Source organism: Pseudomonas sp. F(2018), from assembly GCF_005508865.1.
Taxonomy (GTDB): Bacteria; Pseudomonadota; Gammaproteobacteria; order Pseudomonadales; family Pseudomonadaceae; genus Aquipseudomonas.
Window position 1 is genome coordinate 626,585 of the sequence record NZ_SCOM01000001.1, and the last position, 24,359, is coordinate 650,943.

General features: G+C 63.9%; 30 protein-coding genes and 2 tRNA genes. 10 read left to right on the forward strand and 22 right to left on the reverse strand.

The genetic code is table 11. The annotated features are described in order from the left end of the window. The first annotated feature begins 17 nt into the window (after positions 1–17). From FFS62_RS03025 to FFS62_RS03035, 3 genes are all read left to right on the forward strand, one after another. Positions 18–1,145, forward strand: a complete 1,128-nt coding sequence (locus tag FFS62_RS03025; RefSeq protein ID WP_137971327.1) for a diguanylate cyclase — start codon at positions 18–20, stop codon at positions 1,143–1,145. Further along, complete coding sequence (locus FFS62_RS03030; protein WP_137971328.1) at positions 1,138–2,076, forward strand: iron-sulfur-binding ferredoxin reductase; 939 nt, start codon at positions 1,138–1,140, stop codon at positions 2,074–2,076. The genes FFS62_RS03025 and FFS62_RS03030 overlap by 8 nt, the downstream gene beginning before the upstream one ends. Positions 2,077–2,244: 168 nt before the next feature. Beyond that, on the forward strand, positions 2,245–3,018 hold the full coding sequence (locus tag FFS62_RS03035; RefSeq protein WP_137971329.1) for an enoyl-CoA hydratase: 774 nt from the start codon (positions 2,245–2,247) through the stop codon (positions 3,016–3,018). 81 nt (positions 3,019–3,099) lie between these two features. Here the strand turns inward: FFS62_RS03035 and pyk are convergent, their stop codons facing one another. Continuing rightward, positions 3,100–4,551, reverse strand: coding sequence for a pyruvate kinase (gene pyk, locus FFS62_RS03040; RefSeq protein ID WP_137971330.1), 1,452 nt, complete (start codon positions 4,549–4,551; stop codon positions 3,100–3,102). 134 nt (positions 4,552–4,685) lie between these two features. On the opposite strand from pyk, the gene FFS62_RS03045 reads away from it, so the two are divergent. From FFS62_RS03045 to FFS62_RS03055, 3 genes are all read left to right on the forward strand, one after another. Next, positions 4,686–5,060, forward strand: a complete 375-nt coding sequence (locus FFS62_RS03045) for a tol-pal system YbgF family protein (protein ID WP_137971331.1) — start codon at positions 4,686–4,688, stop codon at positions 5,058–5,060. A gap of 72 nt (positions 5,061–5,132) precedes the next feature. Beyond that, positions 5,133–5,558 carry a DUF4124 domain-containing protein gene (locus tag FFS62_RS03050; RefSeq protein ID WP_137971332.1) on the forward strand — a complete coding sequence of 142 codons (426 nt, stop codon included), beginning with the start codon at positions 5,133–5,135 and terminating at the stop codon, positions 5,556–5,558. A 60-nt stretch (positions 5,559–5,618) separates the two neighbouring features. Next, entirely contained in the window at positions 5,619–5,978 is a 360-nt protein-coding gene (locus FFS62_RS03055) for a PilZ domain-containing protein (protein ID WP_137971333.1), read from the forward strand. A 37-nt stretch (positions 5,979–6,015) separates the two neighbouring features. On the opposite strand, the gene FFS62_RS03060 is transcribed toward FFS62_RS03055, so the two are convergent. Next, on the reverse strand, positions 6,016–6,942 hold the full coding sequence (locus tag FFS62_RS03060) for a LysR family transcriptional regulator (protein WP_171016255.1): 927 nt from the start codon (positions 6,940–6,942) through the stop codon (positions 6,016–6,018). 189 nt (positions 6,943–7,131) lie between these two features. On the opposite strand from FFS62_RS03060, the gene fpr reads away from it, so the two are divergent. Then, positions 7,132–7,911: a ferredoxin-NADP reductase gene (gene fpr, locus FFS62_RS03065; protein ID WP_137971335.1), complete on the forward strand. Its 780-nt coding sequence runs from the start codon at positions 7,132–7,134 to the stop codon at positions 7,909–7,911. 53 nt (positions 7,912–7,964) lie between these two features. Here fpr and tsaA read toward each other — a convergent pair whose 3' ends face one another. From tsaA to FFS62_RS03115, 10 genes are all read right to left on the reverse strand, one after another. Further along, entirely contained in the window at positions 7,965–8,657 is a 693-nt protein-coding gene (gene tsaA, locus FFS62_RS03070) for a tRNA (N6-threonylcarbamoyladenosine(37)-N6)-methyltransferase TrmO (RefSeq protein WP_137971336.1), read from the reverse strand. Positions 8,658–8,704: 47 nt separating this feature from the next. Further along, entirely contained in the window at positions 8,705–9,001 is a 297-nt protein-coding gene (locus tag FFS62_RS03075; protein ID WP_256662105.1) for a VOC family protein, read from the reverse strand. Positions 9,002–9,171: 170 nt separating this feature from the next. Further along, a complete protein-coding gene (locus tag FFS62_RS03080; RefSeq protein WP_137971337.1) occupies positions 9,172–9,450 on the reverse strand; it encodes a hypothetical protein in 279 nt (92 codons plus the stop codon). Between the two features lie 10 nt (positions 9,451–9,460). Next, positions 9,461–9,877 carry a GFA family protein gene (locus tag FFS62_RS03085; protein WP_137971338.1) on the reverse strand — a complete coding sequence of 139 codons (417 nt, stop codon included), beginning with the start codon at positions 9,875–9,877 and terminating at the stop codon, positions 9,461–9,463. 22 nt (positions 9,878–9,899) lie between these two features. Then, the gene (locus FFS62_RS03090) at positions 9,900–10,331 is read right to left on the reverse strand and encodes a GNAT family N-acetyltransferase (protein ID WP_137971339.1); all 432 of its coding nucleotides are present in this window, start codon (positions 10,329–10,331) and stop codon (positions 9,900–9,902) included. 3 nt (positions 10,332–10,334) lie between these two features. Further along, complete coding sequence (locus FFS62_RS03095) at positions 10,335–10,733, reverse strand: VOC family protein (RefSeq protein ID WP_137971340.1); 399 nt, start codon at positions 10,731–10,733, stop codon at positions 10,335–10,337. 82 nt (positions 10,734–10,815) lie between these two features. Further along, positions 10,816–11,538, reverse strand: coding sequence for a hypothetical protein (locus FFS62_RS03100; protein ID WP_137971341.1), 723 nt, complete (start codon positions 11,536–11,538; stop codon positions 10,816–10,818). A 76-nt stretch (positions 11,539–11,614) separates the two neighbouring features. After that, positions 11,615–12,040 (reverse strand): hypothetical protein, encoded by a 426-nt coding sequence (locus FFS62_RS03105; RefSeq protein WP_137971342.1) that lies wholly within the window; start codon positions 12,038–12,040, stop codon positions 11,615–11,617. An 85-nt stretch (positions 12,041–12,125) separates the two neighbouring features. Then, positions 12,126–12,359, reverse strand: coding sequence for a hypothetical protein (locus tag FFS62_RS03110; protein WP_137971343.1), 234 nt, complete (start codon positions 12,357–12,359; stop codon positions 12,126–12,128). Positions 12,360–12,444: 85 nt separating this feature from the next. Beyond that, on the reverse strand, positions 12,445–12,843 hold the full coding sequence (locus tag FFS62_RS03115; RefSeq protein WP_137971344.1) for a hypothetical protein: 399 nt from the start codon (positions 12,841–12,843) through the stop codon (positions 12,445–12,447). A 144-nt stretch (positions 12,844–12,987) separates the two neighbouring features. Here FFS62_RS03115 and FFS62_RS03120 point away from each other — a divergent pair, with 144 nt between their 5' ends. Continuing rightward, positions 12,988–13,956: an integron integrase gene (locus FFS62_RS03120; RefSeq protein WP_137971345.1), complete on the forward strand. Its 969-nt coding sequence runs from the start codon at positions 12,988–12,990 to the stop codon at positions 13,954–13,956. 43 nt (positions 13,957–13,999) lie between these two features. Here the strand turns inward: FFS62_RS03120 and rimO are convergent, their stop codons facing one another. Next, entirely contained in the window at positions 14,000–15,322 is a 1,323-nt protein-coding gene (gene rimO / locus FFS62_RS03125) for a 30S ribosomal protein S12 methylthiotransferase RimO (protein ID WP_137971346.1), read from the reverse strand. Between the two features lie 206 nt (positions 15,323–15,528). On the opposite strand from rimO, the gene FFS62_RS03130 reads away from it, so the two are divergent. Further along, on the forward strand, positions 15,529–17,427 hold the full coding sequence (locus FFS62_RS03130) for a potassium transporter Kup (RefSeq protein ID WP_137971347.1): 1,899 nt from the start codon (positions 15,529–15,531) through the stop codon (positions 17,425–17,427). Here the strand turns inward: FFS62_RS03130 and tcyN are convergent, their stop codons facing one another. The 6 genes from tcyN to FFS62_RS03160 all read right to left on the reverse strand — a co-directional run bounded on the left by tcyN (position 17,428) and on the right by FFS62_RS03160 (position 21,136). Then, positions 17,428–18,183: an L-cystine ABC transporter ATP-binding protein TcyN gene (tcyN, locus tag FFS62_RS03135; protein WP_137971348.1), complete on the reverse strand. Its 756-nt coding sequence runs from the start codon at positions 18,181–18,183 to the stop codon at positions 17,428–17,430. It abuts the gene before it with no gap. Beyond that, complete coding sequence (tcyL, locus tag FFS62_RS03140; protein WP_137971349.1) at positions 18,183–18,851, reverse strand: cystine ABC transporter permease; 669 nt, start codon at positions 18,849–18,851, stop codon at positions 18,183–18,185. Before tcyL ends, tcyN begins: the two co-directional genes overlap by 1 nt. Next, positions 18,848–19,645 (reverse strand): cystine ABC transporter substrate-binding protein, encoded by a 798-nt coding sequence (gene tcyJ / locus FFS62_RS03145; protein WP_137971350.1) that lies wholly within the window; start codon positions 19,643–19,645, stop codon positions 18,848–18,850. Before tcyJ ends, tcyL begins: the two co-directional genes overlap by 4 nt. Positions 19,646–19,754: 109 nt before the next feature. After that, complete coding sequence (locus FFS62_RS03150; protein WP_137971351.1) at positions 19,755–20,753, reverse strand: D-cysteine desulfhydrase; 999 nt, start codon at positions 20,751–20,753, stop codon at positions 19,755–19,757. A gap of 115 nt (positions 20,754–20,868) precedes the next feature. Beyond that, positions 20,869–20,945, reverse strand: a tRNA-Met gene (locus FFS62_RS03155). Positions 20,946–21,059: 114 nt separating this feature from the next. Then, a tRNA-Met gene (locus FFS62_RS03160) sits at positions 21,060–21,136 on the reverse strand. A gap of 127 nt (positions 21,137–21,263) precedes the next feature. On the opposite strand from FFS62_RS03160, the gene dinB reads away from it, so the two are divergent. Then, complete coding sequence (gene dinB, locus FFS62_RS03165) at positions 21,264–22,316, forward strand: DNA polymerase IV (protein ID WP_137971352.1); 1,053 nt, start codon at positions 21,264–21,266, stop codon at positions 22,314–22,316. A gap of 173 nt (positions 22,317–22,489) precedes the next feature. On the opposite strand, the gene FFS62_RS03170 is transcribed toward dinB, so the two are convergent. The 3 genes from FFS62_RS03170 to FFS62_RS03180 are packed head-to-tail and all read right to left on the reverse strand — an operon-like array spanning position 22,490 to position 24,352. Continuing rightward, positions 22,490–22,894 carry an META domain-containing protein gene (locus FFS62_RS03170; RefSeq protein ID WP_137971353.1) on the reverse strand — a complete coding sequence of 135 codons (405 nt, stop codon included), beginning with the start codon at positions 22,892–22,894 and terminating at the stop codon, positions 22,490–22,492. After that, the gene (locus tag FFS62_RS03175; protein WP_137971354.1) at positions 22,891–23,328 is read right to left on the reverse strand and encodes a hypothetical protein; all 438 of its coding nucleotides are present in this window, start codon (positions 23,326–23,328) and stop codon (positions 22,891–22,893) included. Before FFS62_RS03175 ends, FFS62_RS03170 begins: the two co-directional genes overlap by 4 nt. A gap of 28 nt (positions 23,329–23,356) precedes the next feature. After that, a complete protein-coding gene (locus FFS62_RS03180) occupies positions 23,357–24,352 on the reverse strand; it encodes a 2-hydroxyacid dehydrogenase (protein WP_137971355.1) in 996 nt (331 codons plus the stop codon). Between the last annotated feature and the right edge of the window lie 7 nt (positions 24,353–24,359).

Sequence of the window (24,359 nt, forward strand, 5' to 3'; positions counted from 1 at the left end):
AGTACGGGACGGAACCCATGAGTACGAGTAGTCCAGGGGTGACAAAGCGCGGTCTGCAAAGCCTCTTGCTGAAGCGCTTCGGCATGGCGGTAGCGAGCTATGCCCTGGTGCTTCTGCTGATGTGGGTGGCCCTGTGGGTTGGCATCTATAACGGCACAGTCTCCTTCGCCCTGTTCTGTACCGGCATGGTGGCGCTCAGCCAGCTTGCCTTCTACGCCCTGTTCCGCAGCGGCCGCAACCTGCACTTCGCCGATCCCAGCCTGACCGAGGCGCAGATACTCGTCGGCCTTGCCCTGCACACCGCCTTGCTGGTCCAGCTCGACAGCGCGCGCGGCAGCCTGCTGATGTTCTACCTGATCATCCTGATGTTCGGCGTGTTCCAGCTGCGCCCGCGAGTGTTCGTGCGTTGCGCCGCCGTTGCCTTCTTTTCCTTCGTCGGACTCAACCTGCTGGAAGGCTACCAGATGCGCCTGGACGATCCGGGCCAGGCCCTGCTGCAGTGCTGCGCGCTGTTTATCGGGCTGACCTGGCAGAGCCTGTTCGCCAGCTACGTGCAGGCCCTGCGCCAGCGCATGCGCCAACGCCGCTATGCGTTGCAGGCGCACCAGGACACCCTGCGCGGCATGATGCGCCAGCTCGAAGACCTGGTGGCCACCGACGAGCTGACCGGGCTGTTCAACCGCCGCCACTTCCTGCGCCTGGCCCTGCGTGAGCTGGACAATCTCGGCCACGGCCGTCAGCACGGCCTGGCGCTGATCGACCTGGACCATTTCAAGCGCATCAACGATGTGCACGGTCATGCCGCCGGCGACCGCGTGCTGCAGACCTTCGCCGCCGTGGCCCGCGCCTGCCTGCGCGACGGCGACGTGCTGGCCCGCTACGGTGGCGAGGAGTTCGTCCTGCTGCTGCCCAACACCGATGCCGACCAGTTCACCAGTTGCTGCGAGCGGCTGCGCGAGGCATTCGCCAATGCCGAGCCGGTCGGCGTGCAGGTGAGCAACTTGAGCCTGTCGGCCGGCATGACCCTGCTCAACGAGGGCGATGATCTCGACGAGGCCCTGCAGCGGGCCGACCAGGCGCTGTACCGGGCCAAGCGTGGCGGACGCAACCGCTGCGACGCGGCCTGGGAGGGCGCCGGTGCCTGAGCTGAAAACCTCCGGCCAGGCCTGGTCGGTACCCGCCGGAAGCAACCTGCTCGATGCCCTCAACGGCGCCGGCCTGCGCGTGCCCTACAGCTGCCGCTCTGGCAGCTGCCATGCCTGCCTGGTGCGCTGCGTGCGCGGCGAGGTGCTGGACGAGCAACCCGAGGTGCTGAGCGAGGCGCGCCGCGAACAGGGCTGGCGCCTGGCCTGCCAGTGCCGGGTGGTAGACGATCTGGAAGTGCAGCTGTTCGATCCGTCCCGCGATGGCCTGCCGGCACGCGTGCATTCGCTCGACTGGCTGAGCCCATCGGTATTGCGCCTGCGTCTGTTGCCGGAGAAACCGCTGCGCTATGCCGCCGGCCAGCATCTGGTGCTGTGGACGGCCGACGGCGTGGCGCGGCCCTATTCGCTGGCCAGCCTGCCGGGCGAGGAGCCCTGGCTGGAGTTCCACCTGGACTGCCGTCAGAGCGGCGCCTTCAGCGATGTCGCCCGCCAGCTGCAAGCGGGCGACGTGCTGCGTCTGGGTGAGCTGCGCGGCGGCGCCCTGCATTACGACCCGGCCTGGAGCGAGCGGCCGCTCTGGTTGCTCGCCGCCGGCACCGGCCTGGCACCACTCTGGGGGGTGTTGCGCGAGGCACTTCGCCAGCATCACCAGGGGCCTTTACGGGTCATTCACCTGGCCCATGACGACTCCGGCCACTATCTGGCCGAGCCGCTGCAGGCACTGGCTGCGAGCTATCCGCAGCTGCAGTTGCAGCTGGTGACCGCGTCCGAGCAGACGGCGGTTTTGGCGGAACTGCGGCTTGTTTCGCGACAGACCGTCGCCTTACTCTGCGGCTCTCCCGCCAGCGTGGAAGCCTTCGCCCGCCGCCTCTATCTGATCGGCGTGCCGCGCAACCAGGTGCTGGCTGACCTTTTTCTGCCCCATGCGTGAGAACCTATTTCAGACTTCTTGATCGTCGGCCATGCTGCGTTGGAATTGGACTCGGACTGCTCATTTACGCTTTGTAAACTCCGCGTCCTCATCCAATTCCGCCTTGCCTGGCTCTAGCTCAAAAAGCCTGAAGCAGGTTCCAAGCCGGGGCCCAGCCCTGGAGTTGCGATGAGCGAACACATACTGGTCGAGCGCGAAGGCGGTCTGCTGACCCTGCGCCTGAACCGCCCGGACAAGATGAACGCGCTGACCCGCGCCATGTACAGCCAAATGGCCGAAGTGCTGGACGCGGCCAACGAGGATCGCGCGGTGCGTGCCGTGCTGATCACCGGCGGTGCGGAGTGCTTCACCAGCGGCAACGACGTGGCCGACTTTCTGCAGGCGCCGCCCACCGGCATGGACAGCCCGGTGTTCCAGTTCATGCGCGCGCTGTTCGACTTCGGCAAACCAGTGGTGGCCGCCGTGGCCGGTCCGGCCGTGGGCATCGGCACCACCCTGCTGCTGCACTGCGATCTGGTCTATGTCAGCTGCGACGCCAAGCTGCGCACCCCCTTCGTCAACCTCGGCCTGTGCCCGGAATTCGGCTCCAGCCTGCTGCTGCCGCGCCTGCTCGGCCAGGCCAAGGCGGCCGAAGTGCTGCTGCTGGGCGAGGCCTTCACCGGTGCCGAGGCCGCGCAGTGGGGCATCGCCAGCGCTGCTCTCGAGGACGGTCCGAGTACCGTGGCCAAGGCCCGCGAGATGGCCCTGCGTTTCCTCGAGCTGGCGCCTTCCGCGGTGGCCGACAGCAAGCGCCTGATGCGCGCGCCGGGGCGCGAGGAGCTGCGCAAGGTGATCGAGGAGGAGGGCGCCCTGTTCGGCCAGCGCCTGCGCTCGCCGGAGGCCATCGAGGCGCTGTCGGCTTTTATGCAGCGCAGGAAGCCAGATTTCTCCAAGTTCGCGTAGGCTTGAACCACCCCTCTCCCAGGGGGAGAGGGAGAAATAAAAAGGCCGCTCATCGAGCGGCCTTTTTCATGGGCGGCAAACTCAGACCAGCGGATCACCCACATGGAGGATCTTCATGGTGTTGGTGCCGCCAGTGCCGTGGTAGCTGTCGCCCTTGGTCAGGATCACCCAGTCGCCGGGCTGCACGAAGCCGCGTTTGAGCAGCTCGTCCACCGCCGCCTGGCTGACCTTGTTGGCCGGCAGGGCGGCCGGGTCGAACGGCACGGTGTAGACGCCGCGGAACAGGGCGACCCGAGCCTGGGCCTCTCGGTGCGGAGTGAAGGCGAAGATCGGGATCGACGAGCGGATGCGCGACATGATCAGCGGGCTGTAGCCGCTCTCGGTCAGGCTGATGATGGCCTTGACACCCGGGAAGTGGTTGGCGGTGTACATGGTGGCCAGGGCGATGCTCTCGTCGCAGCGCTCGAAGGTGCGGCCGATGCGGTGGCTGGATTTCTGGCTGGTCGGGTGCTTCTCGGCGCCCAGGCAGACGCGGGCCATGGCCTCGACGGCTTCGACCGGGTACTCGCCGGCGGCACTTTCGGCCGAGAGCATCACCGCGTCGGTGTAGTCCAGCGCGGCATTGGCTACGTCGGAGACTTCCGCACGGGTCGGCATGGGGCTGTGGATCATCGACTCCATCATCTGGGTCGCGGTGATCACCGCTTTGTTGTAGCGACGGGCGTGGGCAATGATCTTCTTCTGGATGCCGACCAGCTCGGCATCGCCGATCTCCACGGCGAGGTCGCCGCGGGCCACCATCACCGCGTCGCTGGCGCGGATCAGGCCGTCCAGTGCGGCATCGTCTGCCACCGCCTCGGCGCGCTCGATCTTGGCCACCAGCCAGGCGTTACCGCCGGCCTCGGTGAGCAGGCGGCGGGCATAGTCCATATCGGCGGCGTCGCGCGGGAAGGATACGGCGACATAGTCCAGATTCATCTCGGCGGCCAGCTTGATGTCGACCTTGTCTTTCTCGGTCAAGGCCGGCGCCGTCAGGCCGCCACCGCGGCGGTTGATGCCCTTGTTGTCGGACAGTGGCCCACCGATCACCACGCGGCAGTGCAGCTCGTCGGCGCCCTTGAGCTCGACGCGCATCACCACGCGGCCGTCGTCCAGCAGCAGGTCGTCGCCGACGTCGCAATCCTGGATCAGCGCCGGGTAGTCGATGCCGACCACTTCCTGGTTGCCCTCGGTGCGCGAGTGGCTGGCGGACAGGCGGAACAGGTCGCCTTCCTTGAGTTCGATGCGCTTGTTGGTGAACTTGGCGATGCGGATCTTCGGACCCTGCAGGTCGCCGAGCAGCGCCACGTGGCGGCCGTGCTTGGCGGCCAGCTCGCGAACCAGCGCGGCGCGAGCCTTGTGATCGTCGGCGCTGCCGTGGGAGAAGTTCAGGCGGGCAACGTCGATGCCGGCGACTATCAGCTGTTCGAGAACTTCCGGGGAATTGCTGGCGGGGCCGAGGGTGGCGACGATTTTGGTGCGGCGCAGGGTCATGCGGTAACTCCAGTTTGCATAGCGTGCGGCGAGGCTACTACGGCCTTTCACTGTAGTCATTGTTCACCTGCACTACCTTGTCTCTGCAGAAATCGCCGCGAACGCCGATACACTGCACAGCGGAGGAATTGACCATGCGAACCCTGATCCTGATTCTCACCCTGACCAGTCTGGTCGGCTGCAATCGCCTGTCCCTGGACCGCCATCTGGACGAGGCCTATCGGCACTACACCGAGGGCGATTGCGACCAGGCCCTGCTCGACCTGTCGCGTGCCGAGCGCAGTAGTCGCTCGCGCAGCTACATGCAGCCGGAGATCTCCCTGCTGCGTGGCCAGTGCCTGGAACGGCAGAACCTGTTCGTCGACGCGGCGCAGACCTACGAGTTCATCGTCACCCGCTACCCGGCCAGCGAATACGCCTATCGCGCTCGCGCCAGGCTGGAGACATTGCGCCAGCTCGGGCATCATCAAGCGAGAGAGCCGGCCAAGGCATCCGCCGCATCCCTCTGATGCGGCCGTCAGTCGGCTGGTCCGCAGGAAGCGAAGCGCGGCGTTAAGCTGCGCCGAAGGAGGGAATCCCGCATGCGTCATTTCATATTCATCGCCTTGCTCGTGCCGGCGTTCGCCAGCGCGGAGATCTATCGCTGGACGGACGCCCAGGGGCGCGTGCATTTCAGCGAGAAACCCAGCGGCAGTGGCGCCGAGCAGGTAGAGGTGAAGCCTCAGGTGGTGGAACGCGACGATGCCACGCGTGAACGTGAGCAGCGCGCCCAGCAATACTTCGATGCGCGTCGCGACGAGAAGGCCCAGTCTCAGGCTCGCGCTTCTGCGGCCCGCGCCGAGCGCAACAAGGAATGCAGCGAGCTACGCAGCAATCTGGCGCAGATCCAGCGCGGTGGCCGTTACTTCACCACCGATGCCAACGGCGAACGCAGCTATATCGACGAAGCGGAAGTAGAGGCGGCGCGCAGCCGTTTGTCGTCTCGTATTGCCGAGCGGTGCGGCTGAGTCTGGTCGAGTCCCAGCGCAGCAGCCATACTCGAACTCCATCCATAGCGATTGGCCACCATGCACATTCAGCGCCACATCGAACGCCACCAGCTGCCGTACTACTTGAAGGTGTTCAACCGCATCACCGACAAACCCATGGGCTACATCGGCAATGTCTCGCTGGACGGCCTGATGTTGATCAGCCAGTACCCGATGCTGGTCAATGCGCGCTTCGACATGCGCCTGAAGATTCCCGGCCGTGATGGCCGCGTGCACAACATCGACTTCGGTGCCTGCTGCCAGTGGAGCCGCGAGGACGTCACTCCCGGCACCTATGACTCGGGGTTCTCGCTGGTCGCGCCTCCGGCCGAGTACGTCGAGATGGTCGACGCCCTGCGCAGCTACTTCAGCTTTCATCCCCTGGCCGCCTCGGCCTGACTGAATCGCTTCCTTATCTGATCGCCTGGGCCTCCGCTCAGGCGATCGGCTGCAGCACTATTTCGTCGCTGCGGCGAATGCCTGCGGTCATCTCCCTGCACAGTTCGAGAAACTCGCGCATGGCGGCGGTCTGGTACTTCTGCCGGTGCCAGATGAAATAGAACTGACGGGTGAGGTCCAGTTCCGGGGTTTCCACCGGCACCAGGCTGCCGCGGCGGAAGGCGTCACGCAGGGCCAGGCGCGAGATACAGCCGATGCCCAGGCCGGACTCCACGGCGCGCTTGATCGCCTCGGTATGCTCCAGCTCCAGACGGATATTCAGCTGCGCCGGGTGATGGCGCATGGCCTGGTCGAAGGTCAGCCGCGTGCCGGAGCCCTGCTCGCGCAGAATCCAGGCCTCGCGGCTCAGCTCTTCTAGCGTCGCCGTGCCGCGCTCGGCCAGTGGGTGGCGCGGGGCGCAGAACACCACCAGTTCGTCCTCGACCCAGGGCTGTACTTCGATGTCCGGATGCTGGCAGTCGCCCTCGATCAGACCCAGGTCCAGCTCGTAGTGGGCCACCCGCTGCACCACGTTGGCGGTGTTCTGCACGTGCAGCTTGAGGCGGCATTCCGGGTGGCGCTGCATGAAATTGCCGATCAGCAGAGTGGCCAGGTAGTTACCCACGGTGAGGGTGGCTCCCAGCTCCAGCAGGCCGAAGCCGGTCTTGCCGCTGAGCAGACGTTCGATCTCCTTGGCCTGGTCGAGCAGCGCCACCGCCTGCGGCAGCAACTGGCGCCCCAGGGCATTCAGCGACAGGCGTTTGCCGGCGCGATCGAACAGCTGGCAGTCGGACTGCCGCTCCAGTTCGCTGAGCGAGGTGCTGGCGGCTGACTGCGAAAGGGCCAGGGATTCCGCCGCGCGGGATACGCTTTCCTGCTTGGCCACGGCGACGAATACTTCCAATTGCCTGAGGGTAAATCGCATATCTATATAACCAATAATCGATATCGTGATAATTCGCTTAACAGATATTGTGGCTCTCACTAGAATGGCGCGCAACGCTGCCGGCCCCGGCAGACGATTGTGTGCGTAATCACCCGACATTGACCTGACGCAAATGGGTCGAGGGTGTTTTCCGGCAATCTGAAAACCGAGACTTTTGAGGACACTCGCATGAGCAACATGAACTCGGAACGCGTCGTTAGTGTGCACCACTGGAACGACACCCTGTTCAGCTTCAAGTGCACCCGCGACCCGGGCCTGCGCTTCGAGAATGGCCAGTTCGTCATGATCGGCCTGCAGCAGCCCAACGGCCGCCCGCTGATGCGCGCCTACTCCATCGCCAGCCCGAACTGGGAAGAGCATCTGGAGTTCTTCAGCATCAAGGTGCCGGACGGCCCGCTGACCTCCCAGCTGCAGCACCTCAAGGAAGGCGACGAGATCATCATCAGCAAGAAGCCCACCGGCACCCTGGTGCTCGATGACCTCAACCCCGGCAAGCACCTGTACCTGCTCAGCACCGGTACCGGCCTGGCGCCCTTCATGAGCGTGATCCAGGACCCGGAAACCTACGAGCGTTTCGAAAAGGTCATCCTGGTGCACGGCGTGCGCTACGTGAACGAAGTGGCGTACCGCGAGTTCATCACCGAACACCTGCCGAAAAACGAGTTCTTCGGTGATGCCCTGAAGAACAAGCTGATCTACTACCCGACCGTGACCCGCGAGCCGTTCGAGAATCAGGGTCGCCTGACCGACCTGATGCGCAGCGGCAAACTGTTCGAGGACATCGGCCTGCCACCGATCAACCCGCAGGACGACCGCGCCATGATCTGCGGTAGCCCGAGCATGCTCGACGAGACCAGCGAAGTGCTCGACAGCTTCGGCCTGAAGATCTCCCCGCGCATGCGCGAGCCGGGCGACTACCTGATCGAGCGCGCCTTCGTCGAGAAGTAAGCGCCCATCGCTACAACACAAACCCGCCAATCGGCGGGTTTGTCGTTTCTGGGTTAGCCCAGCACCACTTCCAGAACGCAGATCCGTCCTGGCTCGGGGTAGTGCCAACGCACCTGCACATCCCACAGCAGCACGCCGTAGCGGCGCTCGGGCTCTGGCACCTGGTAGGCGGGGCGCGGGTCCTGGGCCAGGCATTGCTCGATCAGTTCGATCAGAGGCTCGCCCAGGCGCAGGGCGTGTTGCCGTGCCTGTTGCAGCGCCTCGTCGCTCCAGGTCAGGTCGATCGGCGTCGGCGGCGCATCGGCGATGCGGTTGAACGCGCCGGGCACGCCGTCGGCATAGGGCACGTAGGGTTTGATATCCAGCACCGGCGTGCCGTCCAGCAGGTCGATGCCGGACAGCCACAGCCGCCCCGGTTCGACCTTCTCCAGCTTCACCACCGACTGGCCGATGCCGTTGGGGCGATGCGTGGCGCGGGTGGCGAACACCCCCAGCGAGGCATTGCCGCCCAGGCGCGGCGGGCGCACCTTGAGCCGCGGCTTGTCCTCCAGGGCCTGGTGGAAGAGGAACAGCAGCCACACGTGACTGACCTGCTCCAGCCCCTCGACCGCTTCGGCGCGGTCGAACGGCGCCACCAGCTCCAGCACGCCACGGGCGGCCGTGGCCAGTTGCGGCTGTCGGGGAATGGCGAACTTCTCCTTGAAGCAGGAGCGCAGGAAACCGATGGGGCTGACGGAATGAGACATGGCGGCACGCGTGGCGGGAAACCCGTGCATGGTAGCGAGCGCTCGCCTCAGTCGGCCACCTCGTCGTAGCCACGGCCGCGCCATTGCAGCAGGCACAGACCATGGCCGAACGGGTCGCGCAGGCCAGCCAGACGACCCCAGGCCTCGTCGGTCGGGCCGCGTTCCAGGCGGGCACCGGCGGCCAGGGCGCGGGCCAGCGCGCTGTCCAGATCGGCCACCACCAGGTCCAGGTGCAGCGGTGTCCAGTGGGCGGCATAGTCGCGGCGCAGGGCGCGATCGGCCGGGCTCCTTGTGCAGCAGATAGACCGGCACCGGCGCGCCCTCCAGCTCGGCCACGCTGCCATCGAACAGATAACGGCGCAGGCGCAGGCCGACGGCCTGCTCATAGAAGGTCACGGCCTGCTCCAGGTCCGGCACGTCCAGATTGATCAGCAGCTCGGTCATGGCGCGGCGCTCACTCGGGTGGCCGGTTGGGCGGAGCTGCACGAAGTACCGCGCGCACCGCTCATGGCCTTCATCGGAACAGCTTGCCGCCGGTGAACAGCCCCATCACCGCATCGTGGCATTGCGTGCAGACCAGGCCGCGTTCCTGGCCGGAGTGCGGGTCGGCATTCTCGTGGGGCTGCACGCAGGCGGGCAGGGCGAAGCGCCGCTGCAGCGCGCTCAGGTCCAGGCGCACATCGAAGTACACCCACTCGCGGCAGTTCTCCGACCAGGCCTGGCCGCGAAACGTCTCTTCGGCGCCGTTGTGCAGCAGAGCCTGTTCCAGTGCGCGCAGGTGTTCGCAGAGCATGGGACGATCCTCAGGGCTTGGCCGGGCCTGCCGGCGGGCGCTCCGGGTACTGCGGGAGCTGGTCGCAGATCTCCAGCCATGGCGCCTTGGAGGCGACGAAGATATGCGCGCCGGGGCCCTGTTCGACCGCGGTATCGAGGCTGCCCATGCGCACTCGGACGATCTCCGGCATCTGCTCCCGACGGCTGTAGATCGGCGAGCCGCAGTGGCTGCAGAACACCCGGTGGCTGCCCTCGGCGGTGCAGAAGTCCTTCAGCGCATCCGCGCCGGCGGTGACCACGAAATCCGTGGTGGCGACCAGCACGTTGGAAGCGAAGGCCGAGCCGCCAGCCTTGCGGCAGCGCGAGCAGTGGCAGAAGAACCCCGCACCGAGCTCGCCGCGAATCTCGTAGTGCACCGCCCCGCACAGGCAACTTCCGTTGTACATGTGAATCCCTCGCTGAACTGGATCAGGTTTCGCTGATGTAGCCCTGGCGCAGCGCCTGCGCCTGGTCCTCGAAGATCGCCATGGCCGTGCCCATGTGGCGGAAGCCGAGGCGACGATAGAAGTCCTCCTTGCCCGGCACCGCATAGAGAATGATCTTGCGATGCCCGCACGAGGCCTCCACCAGCCGCGTCACGATCTCGCGGCCGAGGCCGCTGCCCTGATGCTCGGGCAACACGGCAACGTCGCAAATGTAGGAGCAATCGACGCCATCGGCCAGCGCGCGACCGGCACCTACCAGCCGGCCGTCGACATACGCCAGGCAGCGCAACAGGCTGTTGCCGAAGGCGGTGCGCAGCCAATCCGGGCTCTTGTTGCCCAGCGGCGCGGCCAGGTACAGGGCGGAAAGCTCTTCCCAGTCGAGGCCGTCGAGCGAGTCGGACCAGCGAACGTCCATGGCTCAGTCCTGCGCGTCGTGGCAGGCCACGCACAGCTTGTTGCCATCCGGGTCGCGGAAATAGGCGCCGTAGTAGTGCTCATGGTACTCGGGACGCAACCCCGGTTCGCCCTCGCACTTGCCGCCATGGGCCAGAGCGATGGCGTAGACACTGTCCACCATGGCCCGGCTGGAAGCCGCGAAGGCCACCATCTGCCCGTTGCCACCTGCATGCGGCTGCCCGTCATAAGGGCTGCCGATCAGAAACAGCGGGCGAGGCTCGGCCTGCATCGGCTGCCAACCGGCCCAGGGCCGTGATGCATCGCTGAAGCGCAGCTGATTACCCAGCGCGTGCATCAGCGGCTGATAGAACGCCAGGGCTCGTTCGAAGTCGCCAATGCCAAGGAAGACGTGGGAGAACATGCGCGGTTATCCGAGTGGGTGGGAGGAGGAGCTTAATTTGCAGCGAATTGGGTTAGTGGTGGGCTAACGCTTAAATAACCGGCTAAAAAAGCCATCGGCTTTTTTTTGTCCGGTTGATTTTTTTGTTAGGTTGCCATCTATCGGTACCAAATCTGGCATCTTGGAGATATTTTGACCATACATCAACACCAAGCTCTTTTGATAGATTAGTGATTATTTGCTGTGCTCTATTCTCTACTTCGTTTGCTTTATTAAAAAATACCTCAAACGGGACAGATACGTTTGCATATTCTTCATCGCAGTCAGGATCGGATTGTCTTATATGAACATTCTCTCCAATGCGAACGGCCTCTATTTGCCATCCCTGATCCATATCTATATATGGCTCTTCAGGGTGGCCCTTTAACCATGAAAAAAGCTGCTGCATTTCAGATAGGCTGTCATACCATGGAAAGGAAACATGTACATCCTCTTCCGTATTCCAGAACCAAAGTCGCAACCAAAAATACTGCCTTATCTCGTTGAATGGCTTGTTTCGAACTACCGAGTTCTCAATGAGATTTTTGTAGTAAGAGGCGAGTTCATTCGTGTGTCCAATGGCTTCACTTGTTCTTGCCATCGTTGGAACAACGCGTTCAAAGGGAGGTAGTTTTACAGTCTCACGATATTTCTCGTCTTGCAATTGCTCATGGCTATTTGGATCGCCAATATAAAAGTTATCGTGCAACTGAAAGCACACTTCAAGATCAAGGTAATCAATGTTCTTTGATTGTTTTACCCAATCTAATTCTTGCTCGATATTCATTGGTAACCTAACGTTTGGTTAAGGGGCCGGCTTTAGCCGGTCCCGAGTGAGCGAAGCGAGCGACTTGAACCAGTTGTTAGGAATGTACAGCACCAGAACGCTCTTTAAGCACCTTTTCCTCCGGCACTAGCACCTCTCCAGTTCTAACCTCAACAAGCATATACGATGCCTCATGGACAACTTGAAGAAAGCGCTGCATAAGGCTCCAAGGGTCGCTGTATGGATTGAACCGAAACTCGATATTCTCAAGCCTTCCATTTTCCCACCACAGTCTAATGTCGGATCCATAGTTAGCAGGTGATACGTACTCTTCGGTTTCGCCCCAAGACTGCTCGATAGGCAATAAGCCACGGACCGAGGTAAGGAATTGCTCGTTGGGTTCAGATGAGTTTGCCCAAGGCGACAGCCCTTCTTGAATTTTATCCAACGAGACTTGGTTAATGGCAGGCTCGCCAAGAAAGGCGCGTGGGACAATCTCTAGTTTGTAGTGAAACGCGGCCAAGGGAATTCCTAACGATTAAGCTAAGGGGCCGGCTTTAGCCGGTCCCAGCGAACGAAGTGAGCGATTTGAGCGCATTGTTATGTGCCTATTCTTCGTATTCAATGAAATCCCAAGGAATTTCATTTTTGAAAATTTGAATCGACTCTTCCATAAGCTCAAGCGAAATTGATTCTTTGAATACAGTTACTGTGCGAGTTTTTTCCCTGTCATCCCTGAAGATCTCAACGACTAATTTGTCGTCTCTGTAAATTTCGACGCCGATCCCGTCTCGCGGATTTACATCACTTGCGACTACAACTCTGTCTTTAGGGAACGACATCAGCCCTCCTTTGGCACATAACGATTAAGCTAAGGGGCCGGCTTCGCCGGTCCCAGCGAACGGAGTGAGCGCTTTGAGCGCATTGTTAGATGCCGTCTCGCGCATTGGCAAAGGCCTCATATGCGTCGCCAAACTCAAGCTCCAAGGCTAGACGCAGTAACCCTGGGTAAGCAAACCAGTATTGCCTGCGAAGGAAATCGTTGAATTTTTCTGTGCCCATTTCCTTTGCATACATTCTTTGATGCACCTGATCCATTGGCGATCTGTCAATTTCTAGAATTTTCTTGCGATGCTTGTTGAGTAAAACCCGCAAGTCTTTTACGCACAAGACACCGAAATGCATTAACTCAGAAAGCTCTTCCTCATAGCGGGTTTCGCTTGGGGAGAAATCATTCTTTTTTGGGAAAGCTGCGCTCAGTGCTTTATGAACTAGCTCGGGCGTTAATTCTTTGCGATCAATCCGTTGTCTGGCACTGATTTTCATAAGGCATCTAACTATTATTAGGCGACATCGCTGTCGCATAACATCCGAACGAATGTCGGATAACGTTCCTTGTCGTCTTGCAAGTCCTTGTCTAGCTTGGAGAAGGTCGCGAGGAACGCGACGGGTCTCAGGGAGAAAAACGACATGGACGACGGCAAGCCCAAGCTGTTGACGCAGGTGCGTCAGCAGATTCGATTAAGAAATTATTCCATCCGTACCGAAACTGTCTATGCCGAGTGGGTGAAGCGATATATCCGCTTTCACCAGTATCGCCATCCGCAGGAGATGGGGGCTGCGGAGGTAGAGGCTTTTCTGACCCATCTGGCAGTCAAGCGCAATGTGGCCGGTGCCACGCAGAATCAGGCGTTGGCCGCGTTGCTATTTCTCTATAAAGAGGTGTTGAAGGTCGAGCTGCCATGGCTCGATGGCATTGTGCGGGCGAAGAAGCCTGTGCATTTGCCGGTGGTACTGACCCGAGAGGAGGTGTCGCGGGTCTTGGAGCAGTTGGTGGGTGTGCGCTGGATCGTCGCCACGCTGTTGTATGGGGCAGGGTTGCGGTTATTGGAGGCGTTGCGCTTGCGTGTCAAGGATGTGGATTTCGCGAGGGGCGAGATTCTGGTACGCGATGGCAAGGGGCAGAAGGACCGGGTGACCATGTTGCCTCGGCGCCTCGTCGAGCCGCTGCAGGCACATCTGCTCAAGGTGGAGGCCCTGCACCGGCGTGACCTTGCCGAAGGTTTCGGGCGTGCAAATCTGCCGTTCGCGCTGGCGCGCAAGTATCCGAATGCCGCGGCTGAATGGGGCTGGCAGTTTGTATTTCCTTCGATCAATCGCTCGAAGGATCCGCGCTCGAATGGAATATTCCGCCACCATCTGCACGAGAAGACGATCCAGCGCGCAGTGCGGGAGGCGGTCAAGCGCGCCGGGCTGATCAAGCATGCAACGCCCCATACCTTTCGCCATTCCTTTGCCACCCATTTGCTGGAGAGTGGTCAGGACATCCGCACCGTGCAGGAGCTACTAGGCCATGCGGATGTGAAGACCACGCAGATCTACACCCATGTGCTCAATCGGGGCGGTTTGGCAGTAATCAGCCCACTGGATCGGGCATAAAAAAGCCCCGCATCGGCGGGGCTTTCTTATTGGTACGTGGCGCTTAAACCAGCTCGGCCCACAGGTCGTACTCGTCAGCATCGACGATGCGTACACGCACCTTGTCGCCCGGTTGCACGCTGGTGCTGTCGATGAACACGCTGCCGTCGATTTCCGGGGCGTCGGCCCAGGAGCGGGCGACGGCGCCTTCGTGGTCGACTTCGTCGATCAGCACCTCGATCTCGGTGCCGACCTTGCGTTGCAGGCGAGCGGCGGAAATCGCCTGCTGGTGGGCCATGAAGCGATCCCAACGGTCCTGCTTCACATCGTCCGGTACCGGTTCCAGGCCCAGGTCGTTGGCCGGGGCGCCGTCTACTGGGCTGTACTGGAAGCAGCCGACGCGGTCGAGCTGGGCTTCGGTCAGCCAGTCCAGCAGGTACTGGAAGTCTTCCTCGGTCTCGCCGGGGAAGCCGACGATGAAGGTGGAGCGGATGGTCAGTTCCGGGCAGATCTCGCGCCAGGACTTGATGCGGGCCAGAGTCTTGTCCTCGAAGGCCGGGCGCTTCATGGACTTGAGCACTTTCGGGCTGGCGTGCTGGAAGGGGATGTCCAGGTACGGCAGCAGCTTGCCGGCGGCCATCAGCGGGATCACGTCGTCCACGTTCGGGTACGGGTAGACGTAGTGCAGGCGCACCCACACGCCCATGCTGGAGAGCGCTTCGCACAGTTCCTTCATACGCGTCTTGACCGGCTGGCCTTCCCAGAAGTCGGTCTTGTACTTCAGATCCACGCCATAGGCGCTGGTGTCCTGGCTGATCACCAGCAGCTCTTTGACGCCGGCCTTGACCAGGCGCTGGGCTTCGGACAGCACGTCACCGACCGGGCGGCTGACCAGCTTGCCGCGCATCGACGGGATGATGCAGAAGGCGCAGCTGTGGTTGCAGCCCTCGGAAATCTTCAGGTACGCGTAGTGGCGCGGGGTCAGCTTGATGCCCTGCGGCGGCACCAGGTCGACGTAGGGGTTGTGGTCGGCCTTGGGCGGGATCACCTCGTGCACCGCGTTGACCACCTGCTCGTACTGCTGCGGGCCGGTGACGGCCAGCACGCTCGGGTGCACGTCACGGATGGCGTTCTCGGACACGCCCATGCAGCCGGTGACGATCACCTTGCCGTTCTCGGCGATGGCCTCGCCGATGGTGTCCAGCGATTCGGCCTTGGCGCTGTCGATAAAGCCGCAGGTGTTGACCACCACCACGTCGGCATCCTGGTAGGTCGGGACGATCTCGTACCCTTCCATGCGCAGCTGGGTGAGGATGCGTTCGGAGTCGACGGTGGCCTTGGGGCAACCAAGGGAGACGAATCCGACTTTGGGCGTGGCGGTGGACATCGGGGGCTAACCTCAAACGGGCGCTCGGGAGGGCGCCTCTGATCAAAAAGTGCGCAATTCTAGCGGCAGCTTGCCTACTTGAACAGCCTGGCGGGACAACTGATCTATGCTCAGCCTGGCCGCCTGCAGCGAGCCGCGACAGCCCTGGATCGTGCTGAGCGGCGTGTTTCAGGTCGCGCGCCCACTCGTCCGGATGGAAGCCGCCCATGAGCGAAGTCGTCGCCGAACACTCCAAGTCTTCCCACGCCTCGTCCTCCATTGGCCTGCTGATTGGCGCGGTGGGCGTGGTCTACGGCGATATCGGCACCAGCCCGCTGTACACGCTGAAGGAGGTGTTCAACGGCGGCTACGGCGTGCAGGTCAACCACGAGGGCGTGCTTGGCGTGCTGTCGCTGATCTTCTGGTCGCTGATCTGGGTGGTGTCGATCAAGTACGTGCTGTTCGTGCTGCGTGCGGACAACCAGGGCGAGGGCGGGGTGATGGCGCTGACCGCGCTGGCTCGGCGTGCGGCGTCTGGTCAGCCACGGCTGCGCATGGTGCTGGTGCTGCTCGGCCTGTTCGGCGCCGGGCTGTTCTATGGCGACAGCATGATCACTCCCGCCATCTCGGTGCTGTCGGCGGTGGAGGGCCTGGAGATCGCCTTCGCCGGACTGGAGCACTGGGTAGTGCCGCTGGCGCTGATCCTGCTGGTGGGGCTGTTCCTGATCCAGAAGCACGGCACGGCGCGCATCGGCATCCTGTTCGGCCCGGTGATGCTGCTGTGGTTCGTCACCCTGGGCGCCCTGGGCGTGTACGGCATCCTCCATCAGCCGCAGGTGCTGCAGGCGCTCAACCCCTACTGGTGCATCCATTTCTTCATCGCCCATCCGGGCATCGGCGTGGCCATCCTCGGCGCCGTGGTGCTGGCGCTGACCGGTGCCGAGGCGCTGTACGCGGACATGGGCCATTTCGGTCGCCAGCCGATCGCCCGCGCCTGGTTCCTGCTGGTGCTGCCGGGGCTGGTGCTGAACTACTTCGGCCAGGGCGCGATGCTGCTGGACAACCCGGAGGCGGCGCGCAATCCCTTCTATCTATTGGCGCCGGGCTGGGCCTTGCTGCCGCTGGTGGGGCTGGCCACCTTCGCCACCATAGTCGCCTCCCAGGCGGTGATCTCTGGCGCCTTCTCGCTGACCCGCCAGGCCATCCAGCTCGGCTACATCCCGCGCATGCACATCCAGCACACCTCGGACGCGGAGCAGGGGCAGATCTATATCGCCGCGGTGAACTGGGCGCTGATGGTCGCCGTGGTGCTGCTGGTGCTGGGCTTCGAGTCTTCCGATGCCCTGGCCGCTGCTTACGGCGTGGCGGTGACCGGCACCATGCTGATCACCACGCTGCTGTCGGCAGCCGTGGTGCTGTTGCTGTGGAAGGCGCCGCGCTGGCTCGCGATTCCGCTGCTGCTGGCATTCTTCCTGGTGGATGCGCTGTTCTTCGCCGCCAATGTGCCGAAGATCTTCCAGGGCGGCGCCTTCCCGGTGATCGCCGGGCTGGCGGTGTTCGCCCTGATGACCACCTGGAAGCGCGGCCGCCACCTGCTGGTGGAGCGCCTGGACGACAACGCCTTGCCGCTGCCGATCTTCATCTCCAGCCTGCGCGGCCAGCCGCCGCTGCGGGTGCGCGGCACGGCGGTGTTCCTCACCGCGCGCTCGGACGCCGTGCCCCACGCGCTGCTGCACAACCTGCTGCACAACCAGGTGCTGCACGAGCAGATAGTGCTGCTCACGGTGGCCAGCGAAGACCTGCCGCGGGTGCTGCCGGAGCGGCGCTTCGAGGTGGAGGCCTATGGCGATGGCTTCTTCCGGGTGATCCTGCACTTCGGCTTCATGGAGGAGCCGGACGTGCCGGAGGCGCTGCGCCTGTGCCACCTCAACGATCTGGACTTCAGCCCGATGAGCACCACCTGGTTCCTCAGCCGCGAGACGGTGGTCGCCAGCAAGCGCTTCGGCATGGCGCGCTGGCGCGAGGCGCTGTTCGCCTTCCTGCTGCGCAACGCCAACAGCAACCTGCGCTTCTTCAGGCTGCCGCTGAACCGGGTGATCGAGCTGGGAACCCAGGTGGAGATCTGATCAGCCCTGGCGGTCGAGCAGAAACTTGCTGAGGAACTGCCGGGTGCGCTCTTCCCTGGGGGCGCTGAACAGCGTCTTGGCCTCGCCCTGTTCGACGATCACGCCCTGGTCGATGAAGATCGCCCGGTTGGCCACGTCGCGGGCGAAGCTCATCTCGTGGGTGACGATGACCATGGTGCGCTTCTCCTCGGCCAGGCCGCGGATGGTCGCCAGCACTTCGCCAACCAGCTCCGGGTCGAGCGCCGAGGTCGGTTCGTCGAACAGGATCACGTCCGGTTGCATGGCCAATGCACGGGCGATGGCCACGCGCTGCTGCTGGCCGCCGGAGAGGCGCTTGGGATAGGCGTCTTCCTTGCCGGCCAGGCCGACCTTGGCCAGCAGGGCGCGGGCGCGTTCGACGGCCTGGGCGCGCGGCTCCTTCTTCACCTGCACCGGGCCTTCAATGACGTTCTCCAGCGCGGTGCGATGGGGGAACAGGTTGAAATTCTGGAACACGAAACCGACGTGCTGACGCAGCTTGCGCACCAGGCTCTGCTGACTCTTGAGCGGCTGGTCGGCGTCGATGGCGATGCTGCCGACGCTGATCTGTCCGCCGCTGGGTTCTTCCAGCAGGTTGAGGCAGCGCAGCAGGGTGGTCTTGCCCGAGCCGCTGGGGCCGATGATGGCCACCACCTCGCCGGGGGCGACGTCCAGGTCGATGCCCTTGAGTACTTCCTGGCCCTTGAAGGCCTTTCTCAGGTTGCGGACGGAAATCATCAGGAGTCCTGCTCGTGCCGGTTGACCCGCGCCTCGAGGCGCGCCTGGAAGTGCGCCAGGATGCTGGCCAGCACCCAGTAGATCAGCGCGGCGGCCAGGTACATGGTGAAGATCTCGAAGGTGCGCGCGGTGATCAGCTGCGCCTGGCGGAACAGCTCAGGCACCTGAATGGTGGCGGCCAGGGCGGTGTCCTTGACCAGCGAGATGAAGCTGTTGCCCAGCGGCGGCAGCGCAGTGCGCGCGGCCTGGGGCAGGATGGCGCGGTACAGGGTCTGCGCCCGGGCCATGCCGATGCTCGCCGCCGCTTCCCACTGACCGCGGTCGATGGAGGCGATGGCGGCGCGCAGAATCTCGGAGGTGTACGCGCCCATGTTCAGCGAGAAGCCGATCAGGGCGGCGGTCAGTGGCTCCAGCTGGATGCCCAGCTGGGGCAGACCGTAATAGATCATGAACAGCTGGACCAGCAGCGGCGTGCCGCGGAAGAACGAGACGTAGATCCGCGACAGCCACTGCAGCGGCCAGTAGCCGTACAGCCGCAGCAGGGCCAGGGCGAAGCCGAGCAGCAGTCCGAAGAACATGCCGCCCAGGCTCAGTACCACCGTCCACAGGGTGCCCTTCAGCAGGAAGGGCAGGGAGTCCAGCGCAAGCTGCAGGCTGGTTTCGATCATTGGGTGACGTCAGCCTTGAACCATTTCTCGGAGAGTTGCTTGAGGGTGCCGTCGGCCTTCAGCTTGGCCAGCGCCTTGTCGATGGCAGCCAGCAGCTCGGGGTTGCCCTTGCGCAGGGCGATGCCGGCTTCCTGGCGGGAGAAGGCGTCGCCGGCCACGGCCAGGCGGCCACCGGTCTTCTCGACCATCTCGAAGGCGGCCAGGCGGTCGACCAGGATCACGTCGATGCGGCCGACATTGAGGTCCTGGAACTTGGTCGGGTCGTCGTCGTAGGTGCGGATGTCGGCCTGCGGCACGTTGTCCTTCAGCCACTGCTCGTAATTGGTGCCGAGGCCTACGCCGACCTTCTTGCCGGCCAGATCGGCGGCGCTCTTGATGCTGTCGCCGTCGGCCTTGCGGGTCAGCGCCTGGATGCCGGAGACGGTGTAGGGGGTGGAGAAGTCGTACTTCTTCTTGCGCTCGTCGGAGATGGTCACCTGGTTGATCACCACGTCCAGGCGCTTGGATTCCAGGGCGGCGAGGATGCCGTCCCACTTGGTCGGCTGGAACTCGGCGCTGACGCCCAGCTCCTTGGCCAGGGCCTCGGCGAGTTCCACTTCGAAGCCGGTGAGCTTGCCGTTCTCGTCCTGGTAATTGAAGGGCGGGTAGGTGCCCTCCAGGCCGACTTTGAGCGCGCCGTTGGCCTTGACCTCGTCCAGCAGGTCGGCGGCGAAGCTCGGGGTGGCCAGGCTGGCACCGAGCAGCAGGCTCAGGCTGCCGAGAAGGAAATGACGACGCAGAGTAGTGAATTTCATGGGATGCCTATTATGCAGTGGGCGGAAAGTCGGGCAACTCTAGAGTTAAATTTATATTCGATAAAATAATTAAAAATTATCTGCTTATTCCTGAGTAAATTGCCAGGTTTCAGGCGGGTCCAGCAGGATGATAGGCGAACAGCGCCGGTGCGCCGCCGGTATGCAGGAATAGGAGTGGCCCGTTGCCGGGGAACGCGCCCTGGGCCAGGCCGTCGAGCAGGCCGGCAAAGGCCTTGCCGGTGTAGACCGGGTCGAGCAGCACGCCTTCCAGGCGGGCCAGCAATTGGATCGCCTCCAGGGTGCCGGCGTTCGGCTCGCCGTAGCGCGGGGCGAAGTAGCGGTCCCAGAGTTCGATGCGCAGGCCGGCAGGTACGTTGACCCCGAGCAGCTCGGCGGTGCGCTGCAGCAGACCCTCGACCTTGGGGCGCTGAGTCGCGTCCGGACGCGACACGGTGACGCCGACCACGCGGGTGCCGGGGCGCGTATCTTCCAGCGCCAGGGCCAGGCCGCTGTGGGTGCCGGCGCTGCCGGAGGCCAGCAGCACGGCGGCGAAATCCTGGCCGCTGCGCTGCATCTGCTCGGCCAGTTCCAGGCCGGCGCGCACATAGCCGAGGGCGCCGAGGGCATTGGAGCCGCCGATGGGCACCAGATAGGGCTTGCGGCCGGCGGCACGCAGGCGCCCGCAGGCGTCGGCCAGCAGCTGGTCGGCGTTGTCCAGGTTGGCCACCGCCTCGATCTCGGCACCGAACAGGTCGAGCAGCAGGCGATTGCCGTTGCTCAGGTAGTTGCTGTCGGCGGTGCCGATCGGGTTTTCCAGCAGGGCCAGGCAGCCCAGGCCGAGCCTGGCGGCGATGGCAGCCGTCTGGCGCACATGGTTGGACTGGATGGCGCCGGCCGTGACCAGCACATCGGCGCCCTGGGCCAGGGCGTCGGCGGCGAGGAATTCCAGCTTGCGTGCCTTGTTGCCGCCCAGGGCCAGCGGGGTGAGATCGTCGCGCTTGATCCAGATATCGCGCCCCAGGTGCCGGGACAGGCGTGGCAGGTGTTCCAGCGGCGTGACGCTGGGGATCAGTTCGAGGCGGGGAAAGCGAGCGAGGGCTTGGCGCATGTGGGCGGACCGGAGTGGAAAGTTGTCACTCTAGTCAGTTGCAGACGTTGCCGGCAAATGCGCCGCACAAAAGAAAACGCCTCGACGGGTTTCCCCATCGAGGCGTTCTTTAATCTGGTTGCGGGAGCCGGATTTGAACCGACGACCTTCGGGTTATGAGCCCGACGAGCTACCAGACTGCTCCATCCCGCGGCGGCCATTCTACTCAGGGATTGGTCTGTGTCAATCGATTTCTGTTTTTTAATCAATTACATAAATCGTAGGCAAGAAAAAAGGCCACTCGTTTGAGTGGCCTTCTTCTGAATCTGGTTGCGGGAGCCGGATTTGAACCGACGACCTTCGGGTTATGAGCCCGACGAGCTACCAGACTGCTCCATCCCGCGGCGGCCATTCTAGCGGCGAAAGCTTTTGTGTCAACCACTGTTTTAGAAAAAGCTGTTTTTTCTCAGATGCTTAGCGCGGGACGAATGGTAGACTTCGGGTCCCAGGGCAGGCCGTACGGGGCTTGGCGTGCGCAAGATCATCCACATCGACTGCGACTGTTTCTACGCCGCCATCGAGATGCGCGACGATCCGCGCCTGGCCGGCAGGCCGCTGGCGGTGGGCGGGGCGGCGGATCGGCGCGGTGTGGTCGCTACCTGCAACTACGAGGCGCGGGCCTGGGGCGTGCGCTCGGCCATGCCCATGGGCCAGGCGCTCAAGCTGTGCCCGGACCTGCAAGTGGTGCGCCCGCGCATGGACGCCTACAAGGCGGTATCGCGGGAGATCCACGCGATCTTCCGCGACTACACCGAGATCATCGAGCCGCTGTCGCTGGACGAGGCTTACCTGGACGTCTCCGCCAGCCCGCATTTCGAGGGCAGCGCCACGCGCATTGCCCAGGACATTCGCCGGCGGGTGTCGCAGGAACTGCACATCACCGTGTCGGCCGGCGTGGCGCCGAACAAGTTCCTGGCCAAGATCGCCAGCGACTGGCGCAAGCCCAACGGGCTGTTCGTGATCACCCCGGATCAGATTGAAGAGTTCGTCGCTGAGCTGCCGGTCAGCAAGCTGCACGGGGTGGGCAAGGTCACGGCGAGCAAGATGGAGCGGCTGGGCATCATCAGCTGCCTGGACCTGCGCGAGTGGAGCAAGCTGGCCCTGGCGCGTGAGTTCGGCAGTTTCGGCGAGCGCCTGTGGAACCTGGCGCGCGGCATCGACGAGCGTGTGGTGCAGGTGGACAGCCGGCGCCAGTCGGTGAGCGTAGAGAACACCTTCGATCAGGACCTGCCGGACCTGGCCGCCTGCCTCAAGCAACTGCCGGAGTTGCTGCAGCAACTCGATACGCGCATGGCGCGCCTGGACGGCAGTTACCGGCCGGACAAGCCGTTCGTGAAGATCAAGTTCCACGACTTCAGCCAGACCACCCTGGAGCAGGCCGGCGCGCGCCGCGACCTGGACAGCTATCAGCTGCTGATGAGCGCGGCCTTCGCGCGCGGCAACAAGCCGGTACGTCTGCTGGGCGTTGGGGTGCGGCTGCTGGATCTGCGTGGGCGGCACGAGCAGTTGCAGCTGTTCGAATAGCCTGGGGTACTTCCGGGTGATGAGAGGCCGTGGTGTACTGCCTGCGGCGAGTACACCCTACGACGAGCGCTTAGCCTTCCTCAGTCGAGTAGCCTGGATGCAATCCGGGGCGGGGTTGCCGATTGTCCCGGATTGCATTCGGGCTACCGCGGAAAGAGGCCGCGGAAGGCTGCTCAGCCTTCTTCCGGAGACAGGCGAATCGGCTTGCCCTCGGCCGGCCACAGGCGCAGCTGGTCGGTGCCCGAGACATCCCAGCGCTGCACCCGGCCCAGGGCCTCGAGGAAGCGCTGCTCCTGCTCCATCAGCTCCGGTGCGCACATCTTGCGGGTGGCGCCGGCCTGGCCGAAGTTCAGCTTGTCGCCGTCGCGGCTGTAGCTGGCGAACCAGTGGTTGCAGCCGGCGTTGCCGTAAGCGCGGCCGTCCTCGCCCAGGGTGATGGTCAGGTGGCTGCGCTCGATCAGCGGGCGCTCGCCGAGCCATTCCACCTGATAGGTCTTGTCGCTTTCCAGCTGTACCGGGTCGCTGGCGCAGCCGCTCAGGGCGGCGGCGAGCAGGGCGGGAGCCAGGGCGTGCTTCATGCGCTTTTCTCCGTGCAGGCGGGGCAGAAGTGTTTGCCGCCGCGGCTGGCCCAGCCCAGTTCGGCCAGGCGTGCCTCTGCGGCGGGCTGCTGGGCCTTGGTGCCGAGCGAGGCGTCGACGGCGAATTCCAGGTCGATGCGCTTGGCGCAGGCGTCGCAATCCACCTGCCAGTTGTGGATCGCCAGCTCGCGGAAGGCCGGGCCGCTGGCTACCGCCAGCCATTGGCCGGGCGGGTTGATCAGGTGGCGGACCTTCTCCACGGCCAGGCTCATGGACAGCTCCTTGCTGCCCTTGAGGGTCACCAGCAATGTGTCGCCGGCCTGGATGGCGCCGCCGTTGCCGGTGACCTGGTAGCGGCCCGGGGCCAGGGCGCGGCACTCGGTGAGGGTGTGTTGCGGGTTGAGCAGGGTGTAGCGGAAATCGTGGGTGGTCATGAAGCCTCCTGAGCTGGACGGGATGCTATCACGCGGCAGATGTCACCCGGTTGACCGCTGCGCCGGCGGCCCAGGCGGCGATGTTGTTCAGGGTGGTGCCGGCGATGGCGGCCAGGGCTTCGTGGGTGAGGAAGCCCTGGTGCGCGGTGACTATCACATTGGGGAAGGTCAGCAGGCGCGCCAGCACGTCGTCCTGCAGCGGCTGGTCGGAGCGGTCCTCGAAGAACAGCTCGGCCTCTTCTTCATAGACGTCCAGGCCCAGGTAGCCGAGCTGGCCGCTCTTCAGCGCCTCGACCAGCGCCGGCGTGTCGACCAGCGCGCCGCGGCCGGTGTTGATCAGCATGGCGCCGCGCTTCATCCGCGCCAGGCGCGCGGCGTCGATCAGGTGGCGGCTAGCCTCGGTCAGTGGGCAGTGCAGGCTGATCACGTCGCTCGCGGCGATCAGCTCGTCCAGCGCCACCTGGCGCGCGCCGAAGGCGTCCAGGCCGGCGATGGGGTAGGGGTCGCTGATCAGCAGGCGGCAGCCGAAACCGGCCATGATCCGTGCGAAGGCCAGGCCGATCTGCCCGCCGCCGATCACACCGACCGTCTTGCCGTGCAGGTCGAAACCGGTCAGGCCATGCAGGCTGAAGTCACCTTCGCGGGTGCGGTTGAAGGCCCGGTGGATGCGCCGGTTGAGCGCCAGGATCAGCGCCACCGCGTGCTCGGCCACCGCATGCGGCGAATAGGCCGGAACCCGCACCACGACCAGGCCGAGGCGTTCGGCGGCCTGCAGGTCGACATGGTTGTAGCCGGCCGAGCGCAGGGCGATCAGGCGCGTACCGCCGACGGCCAGGCGTTCCAGCACGGACGCGGACAGGTCGTCATTGATAAAGGCACAGACCACCTCGCAGCCCTCGGCCAGGGCGGCGGTATCCGGCGTCAGCAGGCTGTCCTGGAATTGCAGCTGCCAGCCGACCGGCAGTGAGCTGGCCGTGAAGCTGGCGCGGTCGTAGGGCTTGCTGCTGAACAGGATGATCTTCATCGAGTCT

What these genes read in the sequence shown, in the direction of transcription:
- FFS62_RS03025 (WP_137971327.1), top strand. Translation starts at nt 18, where the DNA reads ATGAGTACGAGTAGTCCAGGGGTGACAAAGCGCGGTCTGCAAAGCCTC.
- FFS62_RS03035 (WP_137971329.1), top strand. Translation starts at nt 2,245, where the DNA reads ATGAGCGAACACATACTGGTCGAGCGCGAAGGCGGTCTGCTGACCCTG.
- pyk (WP_137971330.1), bottom strand. Translation starts at nt 4,551, where the DNA reads ATGACCCTGCGCCGCACCAAAATCGTCGCCACCCTCGGCCCCGCCAGC.
- FFS62_RS03045 (WP_137971331.1), top strand. Translation starts at nt 4,686, where the DNA reads ATGCGAACCCTGATCCTGATTCTCACCCTGACCAGTCTGGTCGGCTGC.
- FFS62_RS03050 (WP_137971332.1), top strand. Translation starts at nt 5,133, where the DNA reads ATGCGTCATTTCATATTCATCGCCTTGCTCGTGCCGGCGTTCGCCAGC.
- FFS62_RS03055 (WP_137971333.1), top strand. Translation starts at nt 5,619, where the DNA reads ATGCACATTCAGCGCCACATCGAACGCCACCAGCTGCCGTACTACTTG.
- FFS62_RS03060 (WP_171016255.1), bottom strand. Translation starts at nt 6,942, where the DNA reads ATGCGATTTACCCTCAGGCAATTGGAAGTATTCGTCGCCGTGGCCAAG.
- fpr (WP_137971335.1), top strand. Translation starts at nt 7,132, where the DNA reads ATGAGCAACATGAACTCGGAACGCGTCGTTAGTGTGCACCACTGGAAC.
- tsaA (WP_137971336.1), bottom strand. Translation starts at nt 8,657, where the DNA reads ATGTCTCATTCCGTCAGCCCCATCGGTTTCCTGCGCTCCTGCTTCAAG.
- FFS62_RS03075 (WP_256662105.1), bottom strand. Translation starts at nt 9,001, where the DNA reads ATGGCAGCGTGGCCGAGCTGGAGGGCGCGCCGGTGCCGGTCTATCTGC.
- FFS62_RS03080 (WP_137971337.1), bottom strand. Translation starts at nt 9,450, where the DNA reads ATGCTCTGCGAACACCTGCGCGCACTGGAACAGGCTCTGCTGCACAAC.
- FFS62_RS03085 (WP_137971338.1), bottom strand. Translation starts at nt 9,877, where the DNA reads ATGTACAACGGAAGTTGCCTGTGCGGGGCGGTGCACTACGAGATTCGC.
- FFS62_RS03090 (WP_137971339.1), bottom strand. Translation starts at nt 10,331, where the DNA reads ATGGACGTTCGCTGGTCCGACTCGCTCGACGGCCTCGACTGGGAAGAG.
- FFS62_RS03095 (WP_137971340.1), bottom strand. Translation starts at nt 10,733, where the DNA reads ATGTTCTCCCACGTCTTCCTTGGCATTGGCGACTTCGAACGAGCCCTG.
- FFS62_RS03100 (WP_137971341.1), bottom strand. Translation starts at nt 11,538, where the DNA reads ATGAATATCGAGCAAGAATTAGATTGGGTAAAACAATCAAAGAACATT.
- FFS62_RS03110 (WP_137971343.1), bottom strand. Translation starts at nt 12,359, where the DNA reads ATGTCGTTCCCTAAAGACAGAGTTGTAGTCGCAAGTGATGTAAATCCG.
- FFS62_RS03115 (WP_137971344.1), bottom strand. Translation starts at nt 12,843, where the DNA reads ATGAAAATCAGTGCCAGACAACGGATTGATCGCAAAGAATTAACGCCC.
- FFS62_RS03120 (WP_137971345.1), top strand. Translation starts at nt 12,988, where the DNA reads ATGGACGACGGCAAGCCCAAGCTGTTGACGCAGGTGCGTCAGCAGATT.
- rimO (WP_137971346.1), bottom strand. Translation starts at nt 15,322, where the DNA reads ATGTCCACCGCCACGCCCAAAGTCGGATTCGTCTCCCTTGGTTGCCCC.
- FFS62_RS03130 (WP_137971347.1), top strand. Translation starts at nt 15,529, where the DNA reads ATGAGCGAAGTCGTCGCCGAACACTCCAAGTCTTCCCACGCCTCGTCC.
- tcyN (WP_137971348.1), bottom strand. Translation starts at nt 18,183, where the DNA reads ATGATTTCCGTCCGCAACCTGAGAAAGGCCTTCAAGGGCCAGGAAGTA.
- tcyL (WP_137971349.1), bottom strand. Translation starts at nt 18,851, where the DNA reads ATGATCGAAACCAGCCTGCAGCTTGCGCTGGACTCCCTGCCCTTCCTG.
- tcyJ (WP_137971350.1), bottom strand. Translation starts at nt 19,645, where the DNA reads ATGAAATTCACTACTCTGCGTCGTCATTTCCTTCTCGGCAGCCTGAGC.
- FFS62_RS03150 (WP_137971351.1), bottom strand. Translation starts at nt 20,753, where the DNA reads ATGCGCCAAGCCCTCGCTCGCTTTCCCCGCCTCGAACTGATCCCCAGC.
- FFS62_RS03170 (WP_137971353.1), bottom strand. Translation starts at nt 22,894, where the DNA reads ATGAAGCACGCCCTGGCTCCCGCCCTGCTCGCCGCCGCCCTGAGCGGC.
- FFS62_RS03175 (WP_137971354.1), bottom strand. Translation starts at nt 23,328, where the DNA reads ATGACCACCCACGATTTCCGCTACACCCTGCTCAACCCGCAACACACC.
- FFS62_RS03180 (WP_137971355.1), bottom strand. Translation starts at nt 24,352, where the DNA reads ATGAAGATCATCCTGTTCAGCAGCAAGCCCTACGACCGCGCCAGCTTC.